Below are 23332 nucleotides of genomic sequence, written 5' to 3' on the forward strand. Positions count from 1 at the left end.
ATGGTGCCAAGCGGTGAACGTGGCCCCAACGAAAAACGCCACCCCGAAGGGCGGCGTTTCCGATGATCAGACAGACAAGGCTCAGCCGCGCGACAGGGCCTTCCAGCCACCGGCGACCAGCAGGGCCGCGATCACGGCCTTGACGGCATCGCCCACAAGGAAGGGGGCCACGAAATAGGCCCAGTAGTAGCTGGTGAAGTCTGCGCCGACCCAGCCCGCGTCGAAGCCGAACGCGCCAGCCACGGCCATCGGCCAGGCAAGGCCCGGAATGTAGAGCAGGGCGGAAATCGCGACAGCCGACAGCGCGGTGCCGATCACGCCCTTGGCGATGCCGCGTTCTGCGGCCCACCCGGCGGCCCAGGCCATGGCGACGAAGCCAAGCAGGAAACCCGCGGTCGGCCCGGCAAAGGCCAGCCCGTTCATGCCATTGGCGAACACCGGCAATCCCATCGCGCCTTCCAGCAGGTAGGCGACCAGCGTGGCGGCGCCGAGGCGCGAGCCGAAGGTGAAGCCCACCATCAGGATGGCCAGCGTTTGCAGCGTCATCGGCACCGGCAGCATCGGAACGGAAATCTGGGCGGCCACGGCGATAAAGGCCGACCCTGCCAGCACCAGAAGCGCCTTGCGGGTGGTGCTCTGGGTGCCAAGCACCGCTTGGCTCAGAGTTGTTTCGCGGGTCATGCGCGTCTCCTTTTGCATGCAAATTTCCCCTCAGGGGCCGGTTGTCACCGCCCCCCGACGCAAAGTCAAGCGGCGAAGGGCCGCGCAAGGTGGCTGCCCCCTTGCCAAGGCCTGAAAATCCGGCCATGACCCCGCCCATGACACAGACAAAACCTCTCGACGGTCGTATCGCTCTTGTCACCGGCGCTTCGCGCGGGCTGGGGGCGGCCTCGGCTGAATGGCTAGCCGGGCAGGGCGCCCATGTCGTTGCTGTCGCGCGCACTTCCGGGGCGCTGGAAGAGCTTGACGACCGCATTCAGGCAGCGGGTGGGCATGCCACGCTCGCGCCGATGGATGTGACGGTGGATGACGCCATGGCGCATCTCTGCCGCTCGATCCACGACCGGTGGGGCAAGGCCGATATCTGGGTGCACACGGCGATTCACGCCACTGCCCTGACGCCGGCCAGCCAGATCCGCGACAAGGATCTGGATGCCAACATCCGCACCAATATCCGCGCCACGGCCCGCCTGATCGCGATGGTCGAGCCGCTGATTGCCCCCTCGGACATGGCCACGGCGGTGTTTTTCGATGATGCGGGCGACCCGATGTATAGCGGCGCCTACGAAATGTCGAAGGCCGCACAACGCGGTCTGGTCTCGCGTTGGCAGGCCGAAACGGCCAAGTTCGGCCCACGGGTCGAGCTGTTGCAGCCCAAGCCGATGCCTACGGCGGTCCGCGCCCGCTTTTACCCCGGTGAAGACAAAGAGGCGCTGGCCAGACCCCGAGACGAGGCCGCGCGCCTGTTGGCCCCGCTGTTCGCCGGGTAGAGCAGGGGGCGCGCCGCAGCCTGATGCGCTCAATCGGTGATCTGTCCGTGGCGATGATATGAAAACGCCCCCGCATGTCCTTGCGGGGGCGTTTCTTTTTTGTCGGCGGCCTGACGGGCCGTGATCTCAGGTTTCTGTGGTCGCGCCGCCGTCTTCCACTTCCAAAGCAAGGGCTTCGGCGCGCGCGGCGATCTCGGCCAGCGTGTCGGACACGGCTGCGGGGATCACCGGGACCGAGACCTGCCCGGGGTTGGGCGACGGGGCCTCTTCCATCTCGGCGATGCGGCGAGCGCGGTCGGCAAGGCGCTGTTCTGCGTCCGACAGGGCGCGGTCGCGGGCGCGGACCGTGTCCTCGGCCTTTTGCAAGTCTTCTTCCAGTCCGGCGGTCTTGTCGGCCAGCATCAGCCCCGCCATCAACAGCATCCGCTCGGACGGCATCCGCCCGATCTGGCCAAGCACGACGGACGCCTCGGTATCCAGCATTTGCGCGGCGGCGCGCAGGAATGGTTCTTCCCCCGGCTGACAGGCGACGGTGAATGTGCGACCGCCGATTTCGATTTGGATCTCAGGCATCTGCGGCACCTCCTTCAAGGACGGGGCGGATCTCGGACAGGATGGCACGGGCTTCGGCCGCTTCCGAGGCGCGTTCGGCGCGCAGGCTTTCCAGTTCGGCGGCCAGCGCGGCGGTTACGAGGTCTGAGTCCGGGGCGTCGCCCGCTGCGATCGCCTCGCGCATTTCATCGACGGTGTCGCGCAGCGAGCGGTTGCTTTCGCGCAGACGCGCCAGTTCTCCGGTGGCCTCGGGGCCGCTGGAATCGGCCAGCCCCTGTAGCTGGTCCAGCTTGCCTTGCACCTCTTCGAGCTGTTCGCGGGCCTCGTTATATTCGGCCCGAGCGGCCTTGCGCTCGTCGCGGACGCGGACGATCCGGCGGCGCAAGACCGCTTCGATCTCGCGCTGGCGCTCCAGTTCGGCCTCCAGCTCTGCCTGTGCGGCGGCGTCGGCCTCGGCACTCGCGGATGTCGCGGCTTCCAGTTCGTCGCGCAGGGCGGCGGTGGTGCGGGCGGCATCATCGGCATCGGCCTGCCGCGCGGCTTCCAGCGCGTGCAACCGGTCGGTGAGGTCAGCATTGGCCGCCTGTTCGGCCTGTAGCGCCGACTGGGTTTCCTCAAGCGCGGCCGTCAAAGACGCGACCCGGTCTTCCAAGTCTTCGGTGGGGGGGGCCGATCCGTCTGCCGCCGCAGGATCGGCACGGGATGCTATCCCCTGCGCGATCCGGTCGAGCGCTGTCGTGATCCGGTGTTCCAGCGCCGCGATGCGGTCCAGATCCGTGGTCTCGTTCATGTGCTGCCACGCCTCTTTTGTCGTGCTGGCCTTGGTGGCCATGCCTGTCTGCCATTCTCAGGGGGCCTTGTGCCGGGTGCGGACGCGCCCCTGCGCCCACCGGCCCATGGCCCCATTTGCCTGACCCTAGCGAATCGCATCCCGGCCCATTTTGCAACCGTTTCCGGGCCAATCCGGGTGGTTTTGCGGCATTTGGGGCGGTTTTTCGCAGGGCCGGGGCGCTGCCCGCGCTTGCACTCCGCCCCCCCTCTGCTAAGACCGCGCGCGAGCCCTGCTAACGCAAACATGAAGGACGCGCACCTTGGATCTCTCTGCCCTTGCCGCCCAGAACCCCGATCACTGGCGCAAAGCCACCTGCATCCGCGCCCTTACGCTCGATGCCGTTGCCGCCGCCAATTCCGGCCACTCCGGTATGCCGATGGGCATGGCCGATGTGGCCACGGTTCTGTTCGAAAAGCACCTGAAGTTCGACGCCAGCACCCCCGACTGGCCCGACCGCGACCGGTTTATCCTGTCGGCTGGCCATGGCTCGATGCTGATCTATTCCCTGCTCTACCTCACCGGCTCGGCCGATATGACGCTGGAGCAGGTCAAGAACTTCCGCCAGTTGGGCGCGATCACCGCCGGCCACCCGGAATACGGCCATGTGAAGGGCGTCGAGACCACAACCGGCCCGCTGGGGCAGGGCATTTCCAACGCCGTGGGCTTTGCCATGGCCGAAGAGTCGCTGCGCGCCCGCTGGGGCAGCAAGGTTATCGACCACTACACCTATTGCATCGCGGGCGACGGCTGCTTGATGGAGGGTGTCAGCCAAGAGGCCATCGGCCTTGCCGGGCGTCATGAACTGTCCAAGCTGATCGTGCTGTGGGACAACAACGGCATCACCATCGACGGCAAGGTCAGCCTGTCCGACCGCACCGACCAGATGGCCCGCTTTGCCGCCTCGGGCTGGGACGTGTTCGAGTGCGACGGCCACGACCCCGCCGATATCGACCGCGCGCTGACCGAGGCCAAGGCCAGCCCGCGCCCGGCGATGATCGCCTGCAAGACCCACATTGCCATCGGTTCCTCGGCGCAGGACACGTCCAAGGGGCATGGCGCGCTGACCGACCCCAAGTTGATTGCAGACGCCAAGGCCGCTTATGGCTGGGAATACGGACCCTTCGAGATTCCCGCCGATCTGAAAGCGGCGTGGGAAGGCATCGGATCGCACGGCGCGGCGGCGCGTGTGGAGTGGGAGACCCGCTTTGCCATGCTGTCCGGCGGCAAGCAGGCCGACTTCACCCGCGCCTTTGCGGGCGACATGCCCAAGCGCCTGTCGGCCACCATCAAGGCGCTGAAAAAACAGGTCTCGGAAACCCGGCCCAAGGTTGCCACCCGCAAGGCCAGCGAAATGGCCCTTGAGGTCATCAACCCGATCCTGCCCGAAACCCTCGGCGGCTCGGCTGACCTGACCGGGTCGAACAACACGCTGACCGCCGATCTGGGCATGTTCGACGTGGACAATCGCAAGGGCCGCTACGTCTATTACGGCATCCGCGAACACGGCATGGCCGCCGCGATGAACGGTATGGCGCTGCATGGCGGCGTGCGCCCCTATGGCGGCACGTTCATGTGCTTTACCGACTATGCCCGCCCGTCGATGCGGTTGTCGGCGCTGATGGGCATTTCGGTGCAATACGTGATGACCCATGACTCGATCGGTCTGGGCGAAGATGGCCCGACCCACCAGCCTGTGGAACATCTGGCAATGCTGCGTGCGACGCCGAACATGCTGGTCTTCCGCCCTGCCGACGCGGTGGAAACCGCGGAAGCGTGGGAAGTGGCGCTGAACCAGAAAACGAGCCCGTCGGTTCTGGCCCTCAGCCGACAGGGCCTGCCCACGGTGCGGACCGAGCACAAGAACACCAACCTGACCGAGAAGGGCGCCTATGTGCTGGCAGAGGCGACAGGCAAGCGTCAGGTGATCCTGATGGCCACCGGCTCGGAAGTTGCCATCGCCTTGGCCGCCCGTGACCTGCTGCAAGCCGAGGGGGTCGGCACACGCGTTGTGTCCATGCCTTGCATGGAACTGTTCGCCGCGCAGGACGAGGCCTATCGCAAGCGCGTGCTGCCCGGTGGGGCCGTGCGCGTGGCGGTCGAGGCCGCTATGCGCCAAGGCTGGGACCAGTGGCTGCTCGGTGAGCGTGGCCGCGAGGCGAAAGCGGGTTTTGTCGGGATGGACAGCTTCGGCGCATCGGCCCCGGCCGGCGAGCTTTACGCCCATTTCGGTATCACCCCCGAGGGCGTGGCCGCCAAGGTGCGCGCGCTCTTGGGCTAAGCATGTCGCGCAAAAGTGGGAACCGGTTTTGCGCTCCTCGGACATGCGAAATCAAAAGGTTGGAGCGGGCCGCGTGACTGCGAATGAACGCGATTCCGCCCCAAGCATGGAAGCGGCCCCGTGGCCGGTTTCTGCGTCGACGCCGCCTCGGGAAACCGGGGCGGCGCTTTTATTCAGATCAGGCCGATCTGGTTCAGCAGGAACAGCGAAAAGGCCAGCGTCAGCGCGCCCCGCAGCGCCAGTTCCCGCCAGTTTGGCCGGTTGAGATCGGCCAGCCCGGTGTGAAAGCCAAAACCCAGGCCGCCCGCGATCAAAAACCCCGCCAGGGGCGCGGCATCGGCCAGCCCCCAGACCCGGCCCGCGACCAGAACGATCCCGCCCGCAACCACCGGCGGCACTGCCCGGCGTACAAGGTTCAGCCCCATGCCACCGCGCCGCGCGGGCTTTTCGCCGATGAACCGGCGCAACCAGCTAAGGCCCGTCAGGATGGCGTAGACCGCGCAGAAGATGGCGAGGGGCAGGGCGAGGGCGAGCGGGTCCATGGGGGCCTCCTGATGACATCGGGGGACCATGTGCATTCTTCGTTCCGTCTTGCCATCGGGTATTTTGCCCCATGGCCAAAACAGAAGGCCGCTTGCCTACCTCACCGCTTCGATCGGCCCCTCGGCCGAGCCGGTGATGAACTGGCGCAGATAGGGGTCGTCGGCGCCGTCCATCTGCTCCACTGGGCCTTCCCAGCGGATCACGCCGCCATGCAGCATCGCCACGCGGTCCGCAATCGCCCGCACGCTCGACATGTCATGCGTGATCGTCATCGCCGTCGCGCCCATCTCGGTCACGATTTCGCGGATCAGGTCGTTGATGACGCCGGCCATGATCGGATCGAGCCCCGTGGTCGGTTCATCGAAGAAGATGATCTGCGGATCGGCGGCGATGGCGCGGGCCAACCCGACGCGTTTCTGCATCCCGCCCGACAGTTCGGCGGGAAACTTCTCGGCCACATCGGGCGTCAGCCCCACACGACGCAGTTTTTCAACCGCGATCTCTTTCGCTTCTCCAGCAGGCCGCTTGAGCGAGCCGCGCAGCAGGCGAAAGGCCACGTTCTGCCACACGGTCATCGAGTCAAACAGTGCCGCGCCCTGAAACAGCATCCCGAATTTCGCCAGAAAGGCATCGCGCTCGGCCTTGGCCACGTCCTGCCCGTCGAGCAGGATGGTGCCGCTGTCGGGCGCGACCAGTCCCAGAATGCACTTCAGCAGCACCGATTTGCCGGTGCCCGAGCCGCCGATAATCACCGTCGAGGTGCCGGTTACCACCGTCAGATCGACACCTTGCAACACGCGGTTTAGCCCGAAGGCTTTGTTAAGGGCGGAAATCTCGATCATGCGCTGAAAAAGACCCCCGTCAGGATGTAGTTGGCCGCAAGGATCAGGATCGAGGCCGAGACGACCGCGTTGGTCGTGGCCTTGCCCACGCCTTGTGCGCCGCGGCCGGAATTCATGCCGTGAAAGCAGCCCATGAGGGCCACGATAAAGCCGAACACCGCGCCTTTGACCAAGCCCGAGGCGACATCCCAGAATTCAAGAAAATCGGCGGTGTTCTGCAAGTAATTGGTTCCGTTGAAGCCAAGCCGGGTGGTGCCCACGAGGTAGCCACCGAAAATGCCGATGGAATCGCCCACGGCCACCAGGATCGGCAGGCACAGGGTGGCGGCCAGAACGCGCGGGACGGTCAGGTATTTCATCGGGTTGGTCGACAACGTAACCAGCGCGTCGATCTGCTCGGTCACCTTCATCGTGCCAATTTCCGCCGCGATGGCCGCCGCGACCCGCCCCGCCACCATGAGCCCCCCCAGCACCGGGCCAAGTTCCCGTGCAATGCCGATGGCGACGATCGAGGGCACAACCGTTTCCGCGTTGAAGCGTGAGCCGCCGGAATAGATCTGCAAGGCCAGCGCACCGCCGGTGAAAAGGGCCGTCAGCCCCACAACCGGCAACGATAGCCAGCCGATCTGCAATAGCTGCACCACGAATTCACGCGGATACCAGGGCGGGCGGACGATATGGCTCAGCACGCGCCCGAAATAGAGCGCCACCCTCCCGATTGCGGCCAACAGCGCCAGCGTCGAGCGACCAAGCGCAGACAGGGGTGAGAGCAGGATCATGACGCGTCTCCGCGATACTGGCGCGTGTAGCGCGACCCGAGCGAGGTCAGGATTTCATAGCCGATGGTCTCGGCCGCATCGGCCACATCATCGACGCTCTGGTGGGGTCCGAGAATATCCAGATGCTCCGGCACCTCGTCGAGCTGGCTGACATCGACGGTCAACAGGTCCATCGACACGCGCCCGGCCAGCGGACAGGCAATATTCCCCGCCCACAGATTGGCCCGGTTGCCCATCTTGCGGATCAGGCCATCGGCGTATCCGGCTGCCAGCGTGGCAATCCTTGCGGGCCGTTCGGTGCCCCATGTCGCACCGTAGCCCACGGTTTCTCCCGGTGCCACATCCCGGACCTGGATCACCGGCAGGGACAGGCGCAGCACGGGCCGCGCATCCACGAAGGGCGCGCCGCCATACAGGCCGATACCGGGGCGGCAGAGCTCGAAATGAAATTCCGGCCCCAGCAGGATACCCCCCGTCGCCGACAGGCTGCGCGGCACCGACACGCCGTCGGTCATCGCTGAAAAACTGGCCAGTTGCGCCGCGTTCTGCGGGTGGCCCGGCGCGTCCGAGCAGGCAAGGTGACTCATGATCAGGGCAAGCGGCCCCGCCTCCAGGTCATCGCGCAGCGCGGCCCAGTCCGCAGGTTCCATCCCCAGCCGGTTCATGCCGGAATCAAGCTGCACCCCGTAGGCTGCATCGGGCAAGGCTTGACGATGGCGCCGCGCCTGCTCGGCGCTGTTCAGCATCGGGATCAAGCCAGCATCGCGGATCATATCGCAATCGCCCGCCATATGCCCGGAAAAGACGTTGATCTCGGGCCCGGCGCCAAGGGCCGCTCGCAGGGTCACACCTTCCTCGGCCGTGGCGACGAAGTAGCGGCGCACACCCGCGCGCGCCAGACGCCGCGCCACCTTGGCGATATCCAACCCATAGCCGTCCGCCTTGACGACAGCGGCCGTTTCCACGGCGGTTTTCGCGTCCAGCGCGGCCCAGTTGGCGGCGACGGCGTCAAGGTCGATATCAAGCAATCCGGTTCCCATGGCGCCCTGAGTGGCGGCAAGCGGGGGCCGGGTCAAGAGGGCAGCTCGTTGATGCCCCGCGCTGCACCGGGAGGAGATGTCGCATCATGAGTATTTTTTCCAAGAAGAAGCACAATTTGACTTAAATTTTCGGCTTCTTCTTGGTCCAAATACTCAAAATCCCCCGGCAATCGCGGGGGCTGGTTCCGGGGGTCAGAACCCGTTGCCGCCGTCAGTCTGCCACGGCTTCACGAGGTTGCCAAACCGGGTGAAGCGCCCGTCAAAGCTGAGATCGACCGAGCCTACCGGGCCGTGACGCTGTTTGCCGATGATGACCTCGGCCTTGCCGTGCAACTGCTCCATGTCCTGCTGCCATTGGGCCATGGCTTCCAGGTTCTCTTCGCCCGGCTTTTCGCGTTCCTTGTAGTATTCGCCCCGGTAGACGAACATCACCACGTCCGCGTCCTGTTCGATCGAGCCCGATTCCCGCAGGTCCGAGAGTTGCGGGCGTTTGTCTTCGCGGCTTTCCACCTGGCGCGAGAGCTGTGACAGCGCGATCACTGGAATGTTCAGCTCTTTCGCGATGGCCTTGAGGCCTTGGGTGATTTCCGAGATTTCGTTGACCCGGTTCTCGTTCTTGCCCGATCCGCGCAGAAGCTGAAGGTAGTCGACGATGATCAGGTCCAGCCCGAGGCGCGAGCGTTTCAGGCGGCGCGAGCGGGCGGCCACTTGGCTGATTGGCAGGGCGGGCGTGTCGTCGATATAGAGCGGGCAGCTTTCCAGTTCCTGCGCCGCGCGCAGGTAACGCTGAAATTCCTGTTCGTTGAGGTCGCCCTTGCGGATCAGTTCCGAGGGCACCTCGGCGGCTTCCGACAAGATCCGTTGCGCCAGCTGTGCCGCCGACATCTCCAGGCTGAAGAAGCCGACCACACCGCCAGACAGCGTGCCTTCGGTTCCGTCTGGTTTGGGGCCGCGCTTAAAGGCCTTGGCGACATTGAAGGCGATGTTTGTGGCAAGCGAGGTCTTCCCCATCGACGGGCGCCCGGCGAGGATCAGCAGGTCCGAGTGGTGCAAACCGCCCAGCATCTTGTCCATGTCGGCCAGCCCGGTGGACAGGCCCGCCAGACCGCCGCCCCGGTTATAGGCGGCATTGGCGATTTCCACGGCGTCGGTGAGGGCGCGCAGGAAGCTTTGAAACCCCTTGGAGGCAGAGCCGGTGGAGGCGAGTTGGAAGAGATGCGCCTCGGCCTCGACGATCTGGTCATCGGGCGAGCTGTCGTCGCGCACGGCGGTGGCCTTGTCGGCGATGTCCTTGCCCAGATTGATCAGCGAGCGGCGCAGGGCGAGGTCATGGATCAATTGCGCATAATCGCGGGCGGCGGTGGTGGCGATGGCCGAGAGTTGCAGCCGCAGCAGGTATTCCGCGCCGCCAAGTGCCTTGAGCCCCGCGTGATCGGCCATGAAGTTCTTGAGCGTGGTGGCGTCGGTCTGCATGCCCGCCGCGATGCGCTTGGCCGCGAGCGCGAAGATATCGGCGTGGACCGGGTCATAGAAGTGATCGGGCTTCACCAGATCGTCGACCCGGTCGAGCACGTCGTTGGAAGACAGAATCGCCCCCAGAAGCTGCTGTTCGGCCTCGACGTTCTGGGGAAGCTCTGCCGAGTCAGCGGTTTGCGGTGCGTTGCCCGGAATGGTGCTGATCTCGTTCATGCCTGTGCTGGTCCCTGTGGCCTGTGAAACTGCAGTCTGAGACCTGCGGTCATAGCATGACGCGGCCTCGGGTTGTGCCCACAGCAGCAGATTTTCTTGGGGGCGGTTTTGTGGATAACCGCTTGGGCCGCTGTGGATAGGCTGTCGGGGCTCTATAGCACATGGTGGCCCGGCCTGTCGCCCTTGGGCCAAATCTTGTGCGGCTTTCTGCCGTCAGCCCGCGTTGCGCGCCGCGCGCCATGCCTCGGGATCCTTGAGGAAGGATTCGACCGAGGCAAGGGTGTCCTCGTCGAAATCTTCGCCTCGGCGCGCCTCGGCCAGAACGTCCCACCAGGTACACAGGTGATGCAGCTCGACCCCATGGGCGCGCAAACGCGGGATCGTCTCGTCGAAGATACCGTAGTAGAAGATGACAGCCGTGTGGCCGCAGGTGGCGCCGGTGTTGCGGATGGCATCGACGAATTTCAGTTTCGAACCGCCATCGGTGGTGAGATCCTCGATCAGCAGAACCCGGTCGCCCTCGTTCATCTGGCCTTCGATCTGCGCGTCGCGGCCATAGCCCTTGGGCTTTTTGCGGACATAGGTCATCGGCAGGGCCATGCGCTCGGCCACGAAGGCGGCAAAGGGGATGCCCGCCGTTTCGCCCCCGGCCACGTTGTCAAAGGCTTCAAGGCCCGCGTTGCGGAATACCGTGCAGGTCAGGAAATCCATCAGGGTCGAGCGGATGCGCGGATAGCTGATCAGCTTGCGGCAGTCCACGTAGGTGGGCGCTTCCTTGCCGTTGGAATGGACGAAGGGCGTTTCGGCGTTGAAATGCACCGCCTTGATATCCAGCAGCATACGGGCGGTCAGTTCGGAAATGGTGGCCTGATCGGGGTAGGTGGCTGGGATCATCTGTCGTCTCTCGTGGTTTGCCGGGGAAACCTCTGGCGGTGGTATTGGGCCCGGGAAGAAGGGGTTATGTCACGCGCCAAAAAAGCGGATGGCCCGGATCGAACACGGTCACCGGGCCGTCGCCGGTGACGATCTTGGCGGGGTAGGCGACCGGCTGGGCGTCTTTCACCAGCGTGATGGTGTCGTCATTCGGGGCCAGACCATAGCGCGCGGGGCCATGCAGCGAGGTGAAGCCTTCCAGCTTGTCGAGCGCGCCCTGTTCCTCGAAGACATGGGCAAGGCACGCCATGGTGTTCGTCGCGGTAAAACAGCCAGCACAGCCGCAGGCGGTTTCCTTGTTCTCGTCATTATGCGGTGCCGAGTCGGTGCCGAGGAAAAAGCGCGGGTTGCCCGAGGTCGCGGCGCGGCGCAGGGCCTGCATATGCTCGCGCCGCTTGGCCACGGGCAGGCAGTAGTAATGCGGTTTGATCCCGCCCACGAGGATGTGGTTGCGGTTGATCATCAGGTGATGCGTGGTGATGGTGCCCGCGATGTCGCCGGACGCCTCTGCCACATAGTCGATGCCATGCGAGGTGGTGACATGTTCCAGCGTCACCTTGAGGCCCGGAATACGGTCGCGCAGCGGGTGCAAAACGGTGTCAAGGAACACCTGCTCGCGGTCGAAGATATCGACGTCGTGGGTCGTCACCTCGCCATGGATGCAGAGCGGCAGGCCGATTTCGGCCATCTTTTCCAGAACGCCCCGCACCTTGTCGAAATCGGTGACGCCCGAGGCGGAATTGGTGGTGGCGCCCGCGGGGTAGAGCTTGACGGCATTCACCAGCCCGCTGGCATGGGCGGCGGCAACGTCGGCGGGGTCTGTCTCTTCCGTCAGGTAGAGCGTCATCAGCGGCTGGAAGGTCATCCCCTCGGGCAGCCCGGCCATGATCCGCGCGCGGTAGGCGGCGGCATCGGCACCGGTCACCACGGGCGGCACGAGGTTGGGCATGACGATCGCGCGGGCGAAATGGCGCGCGGTTTCGGGCAGAACGCCGGCCAGCATCGCGCCATCGCGCAGGTGCAGGTGCCAGTCATCGGGGCGGCGGATCGTAAGGCTCTGGGTCATGGCGCTTGCGCTACACCGGTTTTGGGGGCCATGCAAAGGGGAAACCCGCCTGCGGCGGTGCATTTCGCGGCGGTCGTGGTTGCGGATTGCCACATCGGCCCCCATCTGCGGCCTTGGCGATGCCGCCGTTGCAAAATCAATTTCCAAGATGGGTATGCGATGTTTCTGAGTTTCATTCTGGGCCTGCTGGCCGGGGCCCTGGAAAGCGCGGCCGAGCCGCATGTGAAGAAGGCAGTCGAGGACGTGTTCGATCTGCGCCTGCCGGTGGAGCGGTCGGAATACGACATGCTGACCCTGATTGTCCTGCTGCTGGCGGCGGCGATGCTGGCGGCGCTGCTGTCACAGGCGTTGGCGCTGCCCTTGCTGATCGGCGCGTTTCTTGGGCTGTTTGGCAAGCGGCTTTACCGTTTGGCGACCGAAAAGACGATTCATCCCGCGCGCCGCGACGACCGCTGAGCGGGCGATTTTGAACCGGGCGGCGCCCTGTCGCGTCCCATGATCGGGCGGGCGCGGCCCGTGGTCGATTTAGATTGTTTCCCATCAGGGGCTGGAAAAGAAACGCTGCCCGGTCAAGACTGCTGTTCGGGTGGCGGGGATTTCTGCTGCCTGAACGGACATATCCGCCCCGGCGAGCGGGGCAGCGGGGGGCATGCGCGCCCCCCGCGTCGCCACATTTCGGAGGTCCATATCATGACGATTATGCCATTCACCAAGACCGCGCCTGCGTTTGCAGTGCTGATCCTGTCGGCGGGGGCCGTGCTGGCCGACTGCCCCAGCAACATGAGCGATACGGCCGATTCCATCTTTGTCAGCTTTGATGGGTTTTACACCCGCTTTGACCGGCAGACCGACGGCAGCGTGATCGAGGAAGAGATCAACCTGGAAACCGGCGAAGGGTTCCGCGTGCACAGTATCGCGGGGGCGTTCGTCACCCACACATGGCAGACGCAATATGGCGCGCTGGTGCAGGGGCAGATGGAGGTCACGGAATACGCCGTGGGGGTCGAGAACCTGCCGACACTCTATCCCGGCCAGACCTGGAGCGGCAGCACGGTGCGCCGCCACGACGACGGCACCACAAACGTGGAAACCGTCGATGTGCGGATGGACCCGGAAACGTCGATCAATATCGGGGCGTGCAGCTATCGGTCCTGGCCGATCCTTGTGACCACCACCGACGATGACGGGGGAGACTTCCTCGACCGGCTGACCTACCTGCCGACACTTGGGTTTGCGATCTACCACGGCGGGGCCTATTCCGACGAGGCGTTCACACCCGACACGCCGCGCGACATCTCGACCGAACCGCCGAGCTATATCGCGGGGGCGGAGGACGCGGCCTTGCCGCCGATTCCCGGAAATCCGACCCCGGCACAGCCCCCCGCAGCCCCGCCGAGCCAGCCGGACCCGAACAAGTAACGGTTTGGCGGAAACGCAGATGCGCGCGGCCCGTCATTGGGCGGCGCGCCGTGTTTCATGGCGGTGGCGTTGGATCAGGCGGGTTCGGTTGCCGTTGCCTGCAAGGTCATCATCCGTCGCGCATAATGGGCGTCGCCGGTGACGGCCAGGGCATGATCCGCGACAATCCTTGTGAACCGGTCGCCGCCGCGTTCCTCGACCCGCGCCATCAGGCGGCGCAGATAGTCGGGGTTCTCGCGGCGCAGCCTGCGCACGATCTGCGCGAAGCGCCCCGCCGACATGCGCCCGTTTCCGGTGGCTTTCAGGATGCGGTCGAGGTTCGACTGAGGGTCCAACAGCCGCAACAGGTCTGGACCGGCCCCGCGAAACCGCAGGCGGTTGACCTTGCGGCCACGGAATTGCGCGGCATGGGCGGCGTCCAGCAGGTCCAGCGGATCATAGGCGATCCAGGCCTCGGACGCGGCGTCGAGCATGTCCGGCGCAAAACCGAACCGGTCGGTGAACGTCTTGCGCCAAGCCCGGCGAAAGCGCAGCTCATAGGGCGCGGCCGAGCGGTCGAGGGTTGCAGCGGGCGACAAGGCGATGACCTTGGCCCCCGGTGCTGCAACCGAAAAGGCCGCCGCCGCGTAGCCGCACATCGGCCCGGCGCCAAGGAAGATCACCTGATCGAAGCTGTCGAAGAAATCCTCGTCGATGAGCCGGTCGAAGAAGGTATAGAGCGCCGGGTCGCGGAACCATGTCGGCCCCTTGGCAATCAGGCTCAGCATCGACCATTCGCGTTTTTGAACCGCGTCGAAGCCGACCGGCAGCGCCTCGCGCCCGCGTTTTAGGATGCGAGTCATCTCGTCGAAACAGACCAGCAGCGTGTCGCCCTCTTGCACGTAAAGCGCATAGTGATCGGCCCCGAGGGGGTCGAAAAAACCATGCATGTCGCCGATTTGCCCCATGCGGTCCAACCAGTCGGATTTGGAGGGGCGGCCATCGGCCTCTGGCGTCTGCATCTGATTCATCGGGTCTCTCTTGAAGGGGTCGGCATCAATCTAGGCGAACTCTGCCATCAGAGTAAGGCATTCCAATGAGGTGGTTGCGGCTTTCGGGGGCGATTTTGGGCTCATTTTCGACGCGGAGGCTTGGGCCGCGCAACAATTTCGCGGCCAACCCCGGTATTGATGCCCCGTCATGCAAGGTTAGCTGTTTGATAACCTGTGTGGCGGCGCCATGGCCGCGACGCCGTGGGCGGATTCGCCGATGTCTCGGGGGTTGACCCGGACGGGCGGGACGGCCTTGATACACCCAACGAGGGAGGGATCATGCAATCCATCGACGAGGTGCAACAGACGCTGGCCGCGCAGGACTATGTCTGCGGGCGGGCGCTTGCCACGGTACTGTTCCTGTCGCTCCGACTGGGGCGGCCCCTGTTTCTGGAAGGCGAGGCCGGCACCGGCAAGACCGAGATCGCCAAGGCCATCGCCGCGGCCTTGGGGCGGCGGTTGATCCGGCTGCAATGCTACGAGGGGCTGGATGCATCAAGCGCGGTCTATGAATGGAATTTCGCCGAGCAGATGATTGCCATCCGCGCCGCCGAGGCCGCCGGTGGCGCCGACCGCGACATGCTGAAGGACGAGCTTTTCACCGAGGATTTCCTGATCGAACGCCCGCTGCTGCAGGCCATGCGCCCGCAATCTGGTGGCGCTCCGGTTCTGCTGATCGACGAGATCGACCGCACCGACGAACCGTTCGAAGCCTTTTTGCTGGAGGCGCTCAGCGACTATCAGGTCACCATCCCCGAGCTTGGCACGATCAAGGCCGCCGAACCGCCGATCGTGATCCTGACCTCGAACCGCACCCGAGAGGTGCACGACGCGCTCAAGCGGCGGTGCCTGTATCACTGGGTGGATTACCCGACCTTCGACCGCGAAATGGAGATCCTGCACGCCCGCGCCCCCGAAGCCGCCGAAGCGCTGAGCCGGGAGGTGGTGGGGTTCGTGCAAAAACTCAGGACCGAAGACCTGTTCAAGCGCCCGGGTGTGGCCGAGACCATCGACTGGGCAAAATGCCTGCTGGCGCTCGACGTGCTGGAACTGTCGCCCGAGGTCATCGCCGACACCATCGGCGCGATCCTGAAATATCAGGACGACATCCAGAAACTGCAAGGCTCCGAGGCCAAGCGCATCCTCGACGAGGTGCGGACCGACGCGGTGGCCTGATCGCGGGGCCATAGTGGTGGGCGGATTGACTTTCCGCAACGGGACTGCCGGGTTTTCTGTTAATCTTGGCAATTGGGGGCATGGGGCCTGATTGGGTCATGCGGCCCCCTTGAAGCTGGGAATTGCAAGGAGACCCGTCATGAGACGCCTATTGACCCTTTTTGTCCTTTTGATCGGCCTTGTCGGCGCGGGGCAGTCGATGGCCTGTCCGAACTGGAACAATCCGACTGTCTTTGGCCAGACCTACCTGAACGCGGGCTTTCTGCCCGATCCCTATGTGCGCAACCTGACAGCGGGCGGGCGGATCAACCTTGCCGGGTGCCGCCCCTATCTGGGGCCGGGCTGGGTGGTGTCGCGGCCTGATTTCCGCCTGCAATATCAAGGCGTTTCCCCCACAGGCCGCCTGACCATCGCGCTGGAGGCGCGGTCGAATGTCGACACGATCCTGGTGGTGAACACGCCCGATGGCGCCTGGCACTACAATGACGACTATCGCGGGCTGAACTCTGCCATCGTGTTTTTCAACCCTATGTCGGGGCAGTATGACATCTGGGCGGGCAGCTATTACCGCAGCTCCAACAACCCGGCGCGGCTGATCATCACCGAATACAATTACTGAGACCTTGCCTCGGGGTGGCGCCCGGCCGGTTCATCCGGCCGGGCGCCGTTGTTGCAAGGTGTCAGTTGCCGCAATAACTCATCGGCCAGCCCGTGGGCAGCACGCAGATCGCGCGCCAATTGCGCGAGTCATCGTTGCGGGCATAGATCATCGCCCGGCTCGGTCCGGGCTCTGAATAGGTGATCAGCCGCCCGTCGGTGTTGAACGCGACCGTGCCCGCACCTGTCGCACTGGCGAGGTAGCGTTGGTCGGAACCGAGCGTGACGCTGTAGCTGCGAATATCGCGGATCGGGGCATAGGGGCCAGAGCCGTCGGTCACCCCGTAGTAGATGACATAAGACCCGGCCTCGAAATTCCGGCCATTGTTGACCACCAAGGGCATGGCGCCGCCCGGTTGGGCTGCGAATTGCCGCTGGTCGTTGGTGATCCGCATCCACGGGGCATAGGTGCTGGGCGATCCCTCGGTCGTCGTTGAGCCGCCTGTGGTGGCGCCGCTGTTGCTGGAATAGCCGCTGCCAGTGCCGTAGTTGGAATTGGGGTTCGAACAATCGTTGGTATCGGTGCCCCAGTCGCAATAACCCAAGCCGTTGGGCTCGTCGCAATCGCCGTCATTGGTGTAGGGGCAAGGGTTATAGAGTCCGCCGCCCGAGCTGTAGCCGCCGCTATTGCCCCCGGAGGCACCCGCCCCGAAATTGGAATTGGGGTTCGAGCAATCGGCGGTGTCGGTGCCCCAGTCGCAATAGCCCAGGCCGTTGGGCTCATCGCAATCGCCGTCATTCGTGTAGGGGCACGGATTGTAAAGCTGGGCCATGGCAGACGTGCCCGACAGGGACAGGCCAGCCATAGCGGCAAACATCACAAGGTATAGGCTTTTTGCAAGTCGCATCGGTGGTCCTTCCTTCCTCGACTCATCCGGCGCTCAGCGGCGCCGCGAGGGCAGTCTTCGACATGTCGGCAAGGGCCTTCATGATGCGGGTCAATTATCGGACAAGATACCTATGAACATCGCCCCTTTGTGCGAAAACCCGCCTTGACCGCATCGGCGGCCTCCTGTTCCCTTGCTGCATGACCGAACAGATGCCCCTGGACTTGCCGGACGATCCGCAACTGGTGACCAACATCACCCATTTTGCCCGTGCGTTGCGCGCGGCGGGGCTGCGCGCCGGGCCGGGCCGCGTGCTGGATGCGGTGCGCGCGGTCGAGGCGGCGGGGTTTACCGAACGGGCCGATTTCTACCACACGCTTCAGGCGTGTTTCGTCTCGAAGCCCGAGGAACGCGCGACGTTCAACCAGATCTTCCGGCTCTACTGGCGCGACCCGCGATATATCGAGCACATGATGGCCATGATGTTGCCGGCCATCAACGGCGTGGCCGAAGACCGGCAGGTCAAACCCGCCGAGAAACGCGCCGCCGAAGCCTTGCTGGACGGGGTCGAGCGTGACCTGCCAGAGCGCGGCGAGCAAGAGGATCAAGGCACCGAGATCGAGGTCGATGCCTCGCTGACCATGTCCGCCGAAGAACGGCTGCGGACCCTCGATTTCGAACAGATGAGCAATGCCGAGATGGCCGAGGCCAAACGCCTGATCGCGCGGCTGTCGTTGCCGGTGAAGCCGCTGATGAGCCGCCGCACCATGGCCGCCAGCCGCGGGCGTCTGCCCGACTGGCGGCGCACCATGCGCAGCGCGATGCGGCAGGGGGGCGAGATCACAAGCTTTGACATGAAGCGCCGCCGCATCCGGTGGCCCAACCTCGTGGTGCTGTGCGATATTTCGGGGTCCATGTCGTCCTACAGCCGCGCGGTGCTGCACTTCCTGCACGCGGTTGCGAATGAAAACGGGGCCGGGTGGGCCAAGGTTCACGCCTTCACCTTCGGCACGCAGTTAACCAACATTACCCGACATCTCGCGCAGCGCGATGTCGACGCCGCGCTGGCCGCTGCCGGGGCCGAGGCGCAGGATTGGGAAGGTGGCACCCGGATCGGCCATTGCCTGAGAGAGTTCAACCGCGACTGGTCGCGGCGGGTGCTGGGGCAGGGGGCAGTGGTGCTGCTGATCACCGATGGGCTGGATCGTGACGACCCGCAGGCCCTCGCGGCGCAGGTAGAGCGGTTGCACCTGTCCGCGCGCAGGCTGATCTGGCTCAACCCGCTGCTGCGATGGGATGGCTTCGCGCCGAAGGCCGCCGGGATCAAGGCGATGCTGCCCCATGTCGACAGTTTTCGCGCCGGCCACAACATCGCGGCCTTGCAAGGTCTGGCCGAGGCCCTGTCCCGGCCTGACGACAGGGGCGAGAAAGCGCGGCTGATGGCCTTGCTCTGAGCGTTTCGCCGTTGACGCCGGTTTCCGGCACGGCTAGACCCCGTTCTGCGTTGCCCGTGTGGCGGAATTGGTAGACGCAGGGGATTCAAAATCCCCCGCCGCAAGGCTTGCCGGTTCGAGTCCGGCCACGGGTACCATATTCCAGGAAAATTTCTCGATTACAGACGCTTGGTTGCTGTGGTCGTCAGGCAGGGCCGCGCGGCCAGACCTGCCGGGCGCAGCCTGCGATTGTGGTCGCGGATGGACAGGGCCCCGTCATCGGACAAGGCCCCGCCGAAGATGTCGCTCTGCTCAGAACGGATAGTGCTGGTGCGGGTCTTCGATCGTCACCCACCGGGTGGTGGTAAAGGCGTCGATGGCCGCTTTGCCGCCAAAGCGGCCATAGCCGGAGTCCTTGACGCCGCCGAAGGGCATTTGCGCCTCGTCCGCGACGGTGGGGCCGTTGATGTGGCAGATGCCGCTCTCGATCCGGTCGGCAACCGCCATGGCCCGCTGTATGTCGGCGCTGAAGACGGCTGCCGACAGGCCATAGGCTGTGTCGTTGGCCACCCGGATGGCCTCGTCGTCGCTGGCAACGCGGATGATCGGTTTGACGGGGCCAAAGCTCTCGTCACGATAGACGGTCATCTCGGGGGTGACGTTGTCGATCAGCGTCGCCTCGACGACCGAGCCATCGCGGTGGCCACCGGCAATCACCACGCCGCCCTTGCTGGTGGCGTCGGCAATGATCGCGTCCATTTTCTGCGCCGCCTCGGGCGTGACGAGCGCCCCAAGAACCACCTGCTCGCGCGGGTTGCCGGCGGGCAGGGCCTTGGCCTTGGCGGCCAGTGCTGCGGTGAAAGCGTCGGCGATGCGGTCATGCACGATGATGCGCTCGGTCGACATGCAGATCTGGCCCTGGTTCATGAAGGCCCCGAAGGCCGCCGCGTTCACCGCGGCGTCGATATCGGCATCGTCCAAAACGATCAGCGGGGCCTTGCCGCCAAGTTCCAGCAAGACGGGTTTGAGATGTTCGGCAGCCTTGACCGCGATGATCCGGCCCACCTTGGTCGAGCCGGTGAAGTTCACATGCCGCACCTCGGGTGCAGCGATCAGGGCCGACACGATTTCGGCCGCGTCCTTGGGCGCGTTGGTGATGACGTTGACCACCCCTTCGGGCAGCCCGGCCTTGGCGAAGGCCTCGCCAATGGCGAGATGGGTGGCCGGAGACAGTTCCGAGGCCTTGAGCACAACGGTGTTGCCGCAGGCCAGCGCCATCGCCACCGCGCGCGTGCCCAGGATGACCGGCGCGTTCCATGGCGCGATACCGAGGCAGACGCCAAGCGGCTTGCGCTGCGCCATCGACAGGGTGCCGGGTTTGTTGGCCGGGATGATCTCGCCCGAGATCTGGGTGGTCATCGCTGCCGCTTCGCGCAGCATACCGGCGGCCAGCATACAGTTGAACCCGATCCACGGGCCAGTGGCGCCGATTTCGGGGATTGCGGTTTCGATGATCTCGCCGGTCATGCCTTCCAGCGCGTCGGCGGCCTTCATCAGCAGCGCGCGCCGCTCGGCCGGGCCGGTGCTGGCCCATGTGGGAAACGCCGCGTGGGCTGCCTCCACGGCCTTCAGCGCGTCCTGCACCGATGCGGCAGGGGCGATGGTGGCGACCGCGCCGGTCACAGGGTCACGGCGTTCGAACGTGCGTCCGCCTTCGGCCTCGACCTTCTCGCCTCCGATCAACATGGAAACCTTCATTTTGTCCTCCGGGTCTGGGGTAATGCCGTGCAGGGCATCGGCTGTGGCCGCCTGCGTCTGGTTTGTGGGGGCGGGGGAAACCGGCGGCAGCGCGTCGCGCGCGATGGCGATGTTCAGCAGAACCTGCCGCCGCTCTTGCGTTGCAACGCGAATGGCGCGGTCGAGCGCGGCGGGTAGGTCGGCGCCTTTGGTGACGGTTTCGGTATAGGCGCGGCTGGCCTCGGCGGTCCGGGTGAAATCGGGGCTGGGGCGCAGGCTGGTCAGGGGCACCTCGTTGCTGCGGGTCGCCTTGCCGCCCGCGTAAAGCCCTTCGACCGAGTGGCGCACCGCGCCCCATTCCTCGTTATTGAGCACCAGAACCACGACCGGCAGGTCATTGGCCTCGGCAACCTGATGGCAGGCCGTGGGATTGGCGAACATGTAGCTGCCATCGCCCATCGTCGCGATCACCAGCCGGTCGGGATCGGCCAGTTTCGCGCCGAGCGCGGCGGGAAGGGCCCAGCCAAGACCGCCGGAATGCGGTTCCTGAAAATAGCTGAGATGGTCGTCGAGATCGAGCTGGGGCAGGGGGCAGCCCAATTCGTGATAGACAGTCGCTTTGCGGCCCTTGATCGCGCGGCCCAGGCAATGGCTGACCCACTCCTTGCTCATCGGGGCGGCATTGCCGCGCAGGGCGCTCTGAACCACGGCGTCGCGGTTGGCGACAGCGGCGGTGCTGATGCGGGCCCGCCTTGTGGACAGGGCCGCGTCGTCGCGCGCATGGGCGTTCACCGCGTCGATCAGCGCCAGCACCGACGCGCCCGTGTCCCCGGCCAGCGTCACATGGGCGGGGAAGTTGCGCACCGGCGTGCGGCTGAACAGAGGGTCGGGGCCAAGCTGGATCACCTTGGCATCGGGCCGCAGTGTCACCTTGTCCGGCCACCACGGTGCCAGCGAGTCCAGCACGAGGATGACATCGGCCTCTGCCAGGAACGCTTCGGGGTGCCAGCCGATATGCATGGGATGCGAAAGCGGCAGGGCCAGTTGGTTGGCCCAGTAATGCGACAGGGGCAGGGCCCAATCGTCGACGAAGTGCGACAGCGCCGCAAAGGCCTGCGCGCTGCCCGCGCCGCGTTGCGCGATGATCAGCGGCGATTTGGCCTTGGCCAAAAGCGCCGCCGCCGCCTGCAATGAGGCCGGATCGGGTGCGGCGATGACCGGCTGCATCGTCGAGGCGGCGTCCAGCCCTTCGGTCGGGGTCTGTTCGCACAGCACCTCTCGCGGCAAGCTCAGGTAAACCGGGCCTTTTGGGGTCGACCCTGCAATCGCCCAAGCCCGGTCGAACAGGCCGGACACCTGCTCGGGGAAGCGCAGTTCGTAGTCCCATTTCGTGCATTCGCGGATCAGCGCGGTCTGATCGAACATCTCTTGTCCCCAGCCGATGGGCACGGTTCGCGCGCCAAAGCGTCCCTCTTCGGTCACCGGGGTGCGGCCCGACATCAGGATCATCGGGATCTGGTCGCACCACGCGTTGATCGCCCCTGTGGTGGCGTTTGCCAGCCCGACATTGGTGTGCAGCATCACAGCCTGCGGCTGGCCCGAGATCTGGTAGGCCCCATGCGCCATGCCCATGGCCACGCTTTCATGCGGGCAGGTGATCGGGGTGGGCAGGTCGACCCCCTTTTGCCGCGCTTCGATCAGCCCTTCGATGATCGGCGGGAAATCGGTGCCCGAATTGGCGAAGACATACTCGACGCCAAGCGCCTTGAGCTTGCCGAAAAAGGCCCCGCCCGCGGTGATGGTTTCGCCCGTGTCCGGTCTGTCCGTCATGGGAATGCCTCCTGTCATCGTCGGGCCGCCTGCGGCCTGTTGTCGGGCGCCGGAGCGCCACGGCGCGGCAAAGGTTGCCGCGGATCGACGGAAAGGATGGCGTTTGCAAGAAATAAAGTCCAAATTATTTTATGGATGGAGACTATTCATGAAACCAATAAATTTTGATCTCCTCGACCTGAACCTGCTGCGGCTTTTGGTGGCCGTGGCCGAGACCCGGTCGGTCTCGAAGGCGGCGGCGCGGCTCGGTCTCAGTCAGCCCGCCGCCAGCAACGCGCTGTCGCGTCTGCGGGTGGCGCTGGACGATCCGCTGTTTCATCGCGGGCGCGGCGGCATGGCGCCGACCCGGTTCGTGACCACGGTGTTGCCGACCATTCGCCAGAACCTTGCCGGCATCCACGCCTGTCTGGGCGACGCCGCCGGGTTCGTTCCCGCCGAAAGCCGCCGCTGTTTTCGCCTGTCCCTGTCGGGGCTGGGCGAGGCCGCTTTCCTGCCGCGCCTTGTGGACACCCTGTTCGACGAAGCCCCGCATATCAGCCTGCAAAACCTGTCGGTGCCGGTGCCCGATCTGGCCGAGGCTCTGTCGCAGGGGGCGGTCGATCTGGCCATCGGGCTGATCCAGCTGGATCAGCCGGGTATCCGCGCGCGGCGATTGTTCGAAGACACCTACGTCGCGGTCGCGGGCACGGGGCGCGCATCCTATCCCCAAAGGCTGGAAGAACTGCAGCGCGAACGCATCGCCATCGCCGCGCCTGCCGCGACCTATGACAAGGAAATCAACGATGTGCTGGCCAAATCGGGCCTCAGCCAACGCGTCGCCCTGCAATTGCGTGAATTCGGCGCCCTGCCGCCCTTGTTGAGCAGTGGCCGTGTCATCGCCGTGGTGCCGAAACAATACGCCGAACAGCTTGTCGCCGCCGATCAGGCGGTGCTGCTGCCCATTGCCCTCTCGACCACCCAATCCCGCGTCAACATGGTCTGGTGCACCACCGCAGAAGGCGACCCGGGCCTGCGCTGGCTGATGCACGCGGTCGTGCGCCTGTTGCAGAGCCCAAGGTAATCGGCAGCGGTGGAGGCGCGGGGGGGGAGTTACTGGGGATGGTGGCGGAGAGACAGGGCAAATTCGCAAATCGCTCACTGCTAACTATCTGGTTTCATTATTACATTACTTCAACCTT

21 protein-coding genes and 1 tRNA gene are annotated in these 23332 nt (G+C 65.1%); 9 read left to right on the forward strand and 13 right to left on the reverse strand.

Features of this window, described 5'->3' with window-relative positions; translation table 11 throughout:
• Positions 1-81 precede the first annotated feature (81 nt).
• The gene (locus tag BKY27_RS12890; RefSeq protein WP_084667965.1) at positions 82-681 is read right to left on the reverse strand and encodes a biotin transporter BioY; all 600 of its coding nucleotides are present in this window, start codon (positions 679-681) and stop codon (positions 82-84) included.
• 137 nt (positions 682-818) lie between these two features.
• On the opposite strand from BKY27_RS12890, the gene BKY27_RS12895 reads away from it, so the two are divergent.
• Positions 819-1490, forward strand: a complete 672-nt coding sequence (locus tag BKY27_RS12895) for an SDR family NAD(P)-dependent oxidoreductase (protein WP_071674901.1) — start codon at positions 819-821, stop codon at positions 1488-1490.
• A 126-nt stretch (positions 1491-1616) separates the two neighbouring features.
• On the opposite strand, the gene BKY27_RS12900 is transcribed toward BKY27_RS12895, so the two are convergent.
• Both BKY27_RS12900 and BKY27_RS12905 read right to left on the reverse strand, forming a co-directional pair.
• Positions 1617-2063 (reverse strand): cell division protein ZapA, encoded by a 447-nt coding sequence (locus BKY27_RS12900; RefSeq protein WP_071674902.1) that lies wholly within the window; start codon positions 2061-2063, stop codon positions 1617-1619.
• A complete protein-coding gene (locus tag BKY27_RS12905; RefSeq protein WP_071674903.1) occupies positions 2056-2874 on the reverse strand; it encodes a hypothetical protein in 819 nt (272 codons plus the stop codon). The genes BKY27_RS12900 and BKY27_RS12905 overlap by 8 nt, the downstream gene beginning before the upstream one ends.
• A gap of 259 nt (positions 2875-3133) precedes the next feature.
• Here BKY27_RS12905 and tkt point away from each other — a divergent pair, with 259 nt between their 5' ends.
• Positions 3134-5152, forward strand: a complete 2019-nt coding sequence (gene tkt / locus BKY27_RS12910) for a transketolase (RefSeq protein ID WP_071674904.1) — start codon at positions 3134-3136, stop codon at positions 5150-5152.
• Between the two features lie 173 nt (positions 5153-5325).
• On the opposite strand, the gene BKY27_RS12915 is transcribed toward tkt, so the two are convergent.
• The 7 genes from BKY27_RS12915 to pyrC all read right to left on the reverse strand — a co-directional run bounded on the left by BKY27_RS12915 (position 5326) and on the right by pyrC (position 12044).
• A complete protein-coding gene (locus BKY27_RS12915) occupies positions 5326-5694 on the reverse strand; it encodes a hypothetical protein (RefSeq protein ID WP_071674905.1) in 369 nt (122 codons plus the stop codon).
• 96 nt (positions 5695-5790) lie between these two features.
• Positions 5791-6537 carry an ABC transporter ATP-binding protein gene (locus tag BKY27_RS12920; protein WP_071674906.1) on the reverse strand — a complete coding sequence of 249 codons (747 nt, stop codon included), beginning with the start codon at positions 6535-6537 and terminating at the stop codon, positions 5791-5793.
• A complete protein-coding gene (locus BKY27_RS12925; protein WP_071674907.1) occupies positions 6534-7316 on the reverse strand; it encodes an MlaE family ABC transporter permease in 783 nt (260 codons plus the stop codon). Before BKY27_RS12925 ends, BKY27_RS12920 begins: the two co-directional genes overlap by 4 nt.
• Entirely contained in the window at positions 7313-8356 is a 1044-nt protein-coding gene (gene alr, locus BKY27_RS12930; RefSeq protein WP_071674908.1) for an alanine racemase, read from the reverse strand. Before alr ends, BKY27_RS12925 begins: the two co-directional genes overlap by 4 nt.
• A 192-nt stretch (positions 8357-8548) precedes the next feature.
• Complete coding sequence (locus BKY27_RS12935; protein ID WP_071674909.1) at positions 8549-10045, reverse strand: replicative DNA helicase; 1497 nt, start codon at positions 10043-10045, stop codon at positions 8549-8551.
• 213 nt (positions 10046-10258) lie between these two features.
• On the reverse strand, positions 10259-10939 hold the full coding sequence (locus BKY27_RS12940; protein WP_071674910.1) for an orotate phosphoribosyltransferase: 681 nt from the start codon (positions 10937-10939) through the stop codon (positions 10259-10261).
• Between the two features lie 64 nt (positions 10940-11003).
• Positions 11004-12044 carry a dihydroorotase gene (pyrC, locus tag BKY27_RS12945; RefSeq protein ID WP_071674911.1) on the reverse strand — a complete coding sequence of 347 codons (1041 nt, stop codon included), beginning with the start codon at positions 12042-12044 and terminating at the stop codon, positions 11004-11006.
• Positions 12045-12203: 159 nt separating this feature from the next.
• Between pyrC and BKY27_RS12950 the strand changes: the two genes are divergently transcribed.
• Both BKY27_RS12950 and BKY27_RS12955 read left to right on the forward strand, forming a co-directional pair.
• The gene (locus tag BKY27_RS12950; protein ID WP_146636238.1) at positions 12204-12500 is read left to right on the forward strand and encodes a hypothetical protein; all 297 of its coding nucleotides are present in this window, start codon (positions 12204-12206) and stop codon (positions 12498-12500) included.
• Between the two features lie 234 nt (positions 12501-12734).
• A complete protein-coding gene (locus BKY27_RS12955) occupies positions 12735-13463 on the forward strand; it encodes a hypothetical protein (RefSeq protein WP_146636239.1) in 729 nt (242 codons plus the stop codon).
• A 74-nt stretch (positions 13464-13537) separates the two neighbouring features.
• Here BKY27_RS12955 and BKY27_RS12960 read toward each other — a convergent pair whose 3' ends face one another.
• Complete coding sequence (locus BKY27_RS12960; protein ID WP_071674914.1) at positions 13538-14473, reverse strand: hypothetical protein; 936 nt, start codon at positions 14471-14473, stop codon at positions 13538-13540.
• 300 nt (positions 14474-14773) lie between these two features.
• Here BKY27_RS12960 and BKY27_RS12965 point away from each other — a divergent pair, with 300 nt between their 5' ends.
• Together BKY27_RS12965 and BKY27_RS12970 are read left to right on the forward strand one after the other, a co-directional pair.
• Positions 14774-15670, forward strand: coding sequence for an AAA family ATPase (locus tag BKY27_RS12965; RefSeq protein ID WP_071674931.1), 897 nt, complete (start codon positions 14774-14776; stop codon positions 15668-15670).
• A gap of 139 nt (positions 15671-15809) precedes the next feature.
• Positions 15810-16289: a hypothetical protein gene (locus BKY27_RS12970; protein ID WP_071674915.1), complete on the forward strand. Its 480-nt coding sequence runs from the start codon at positions 15810-15812 to the stop codon at positions 16287-16289.
• A 61-nt stretch (positions 16290-16350) separates the two neighbouring features.
• On the opposite strand, the gene BKY27_RS12975 is transcribed toward BKY27_RS12970, so the two are convergent.
• Positions 16351-17133, reverse strand: coding sequence for a hypothetical protein (locus tag BKY27_RS12975; protein ID WP_146636240.1), 783 nt, complete (start codon positions 17131-17133; stop codon positions 16351-16353).
• A 221-nt stretch (positions 17134-17354) separates the two neighbouring features.
• Here BKY27_RS12975 and BKY27_RS12980 point away from each other — a divergent pair, with 221 nt between their 5' ends.
• Positions 17355-18608, forward strand: coding sequence for a vWA domain-containing protein (locus BKY27_RS12980; RefSeq protein ID WP_071674917.1), 1254 nt, complete (start codon positions 17355-17357; stop codon positions 18606-18608).
• 52 nt (positions 18609-18660) lie between these two features.
• Positions 18661-18745, forward strand: a tRNA-Leu gene (locus tag BKY27_RS12985).
• Positions 18746-18899: 154 nt separating this feature from the next.
• Here BKY27_RS12985 and BKY27_RS20715 read toward each other — a convergent pair.
• On the reverse strand, positions 18900-22154 hold the full coding sequence (locus tag BKY27_RS20715; protein WP_324610006.1) for a thiamine pyrophosphate-requiring protein: 3255 nt from the start codon (positions 22152-22154) through the stop codon (positions 18900-18902).
• Positions 22155-22302: 148 nt separating this feature from the next.
• On the opposite strand from BKY27_RS20715, the gene BKY27_RS13000 reads away from it, so the two are divergent.
• Positions 22303-23214 (forward strand): LysR family transcriptional regulator, encoded by a 912-nt coding sequence (locus BKY27_RS13000; protein WP_071674918.1) that lies wholly within the window; start codon positions 22303-22305, stop codon positions 23212-23214.
• The last annotated feature ends 118 nt before the right edge of the window (positions 23215-23332 follow it).

The sequence above is a fragment of the Nioella nitratireducens genome (assembly GCF_001879715.1).
In the GTDB taxonomy this organism is placed as follows: Bacteria; Pseudomonadota; Alphaproteobacteria; order Rhodobacterales; family Rhodobacteraceae; genus Nioella; species Nioella nitratireducens.

Coding starts and splice junctions, on each gene's coding strand:
- BKY27_RS12890 (WP_084667965.1), bottom strand. CDS start 681: ATGACCCGCGAAACAACTCTGAGCCAAGCGGTGCTTGGCACCCAGAGC.
- BKY27_RS12895 (WP_071674901.1), top strand. CDS start 819: ATGACACAGACAAAACCTCTCGACGGTCGTATCGCTCTTGTCACCGGC.
- BKY27_RS12900 (WP_071674902.1), bottom strand. CDS start 2,063: ATGCCTGAGATCCAAATCGAAATCGGCGGTCGCACATTCACCGTCGCC.
- BKY27_RS12905 (WP_071674903.1), bottom strand. CDS start 2,874: ATGGCCACCAAGGCCAGCACGACAAAAGAGGCGTGGCAGCACATGAAC.
- BKY27_RS12915 (WP_071674905.1), bottom strand. CDS start 5,694: ATGGACCCGCTCGCCCTCGCCCTGCCCCTCGCCATCTTCTGCGCGGTC.
- BKY27_RS12920 (WP_071674906.1), bottom strand. CDS start 6,537: ATGATCGAGATTTCCGCCCTTAACAAAGCCTTCGGGCTAAACCGCGTG.
- BKY27_RS12925 (WP_071674907.1), bottom strand. CDS start 7,316: ATGATCCTGCTCTCACCCCTGTCTGCGCTTGGTCGCTCGACGCTGGCG.
- alr (WP_071674908.1), bottom strand. CDS start 8,356: ATGGGAACCGGATTGCTTGATATCGACCTTGACGCCGTCGCCGCCAAC.
- BKY27_RS12935 (WP_071674909.1), bottom strand. CDS start 10,045: ATGAACGAGATCAGCACCATTCCGGGCAACGCACCGCAAACCGCTGAC.
- BKY27_RS12940 (WP_071674910.1), bottom strand. CDS start 10,939: ATGATCCCAGCCACCTACCCCGATCAGGCCACCATTTCCGAACTGACC.
- pyrC (WP_071674911.1), bottom strand. CDS start 12,044: ATGACCCAGAGCCTTACGATCCGCCGCCCCGATGACTGGCACCTGCAC.
- BKY27_RS12950 (WP_146636238.1), top strand. CDS start 12,204: ATGTTTCTGAGTTTCATTCTGGGCCTGCTGGCCGGGGCCCTGGAAAGC.
- BKY27_RS12955 (WP_146636239.1), top strand. CDS start 12,735: ATGACGATTATGCCATTCACCAAGACCGCGCCTGCGTTTGCAGTGCTG.
- BKY27_RS12960 (WP_071674914.1), bottom strand. CDS start 14,473: ATGAATCAGATGCAGACGCCAGAGGCCGATGGCCGCCCCTCCAAATCC.
- BKY27_RS12965 (WP_071674931.1), top strand. CDS start 14,774: ATGCAATCCATCGACGAGGTGCAACAGACGCTGGCCGCGCAGGACTAT.
- BKY27_RS12970 (WP_071674915.1), top strand. CDS start 15,810: ATGAGACGCCTATTGACCCTTTTTGTCCTTTTGATCGGCCTTGTCGGC.
- BKY27_RS12975 (WP_146636240.1), bottom strand. CDS start 17,133: ATGGCTGGCCTGTCCCTGTCGGGCACGTCTGCCATGGCCCAGCTTTAC.
- BKY27_RS12980 (WP_071674917.1), top strand. CDS start 17,355: ATGACCGAACAGATGCCCCTGGACTTGCCGGACGATCCGCAACTGGTG.
- BKY27_RS20715 (WP_324610006.1), bottom strand. CDS start 22,154: ATGACGGACAGACCGGACACGGGCGAAACCATCACCGCGGGCGGGGCC.
- BKY27_RS13000 (WP_071674918.1), top strand. CDS start 22,303: ATGAAACCAATAAATTTTGATCTCCTCGACCTGAACCTGCTGCGGCTT.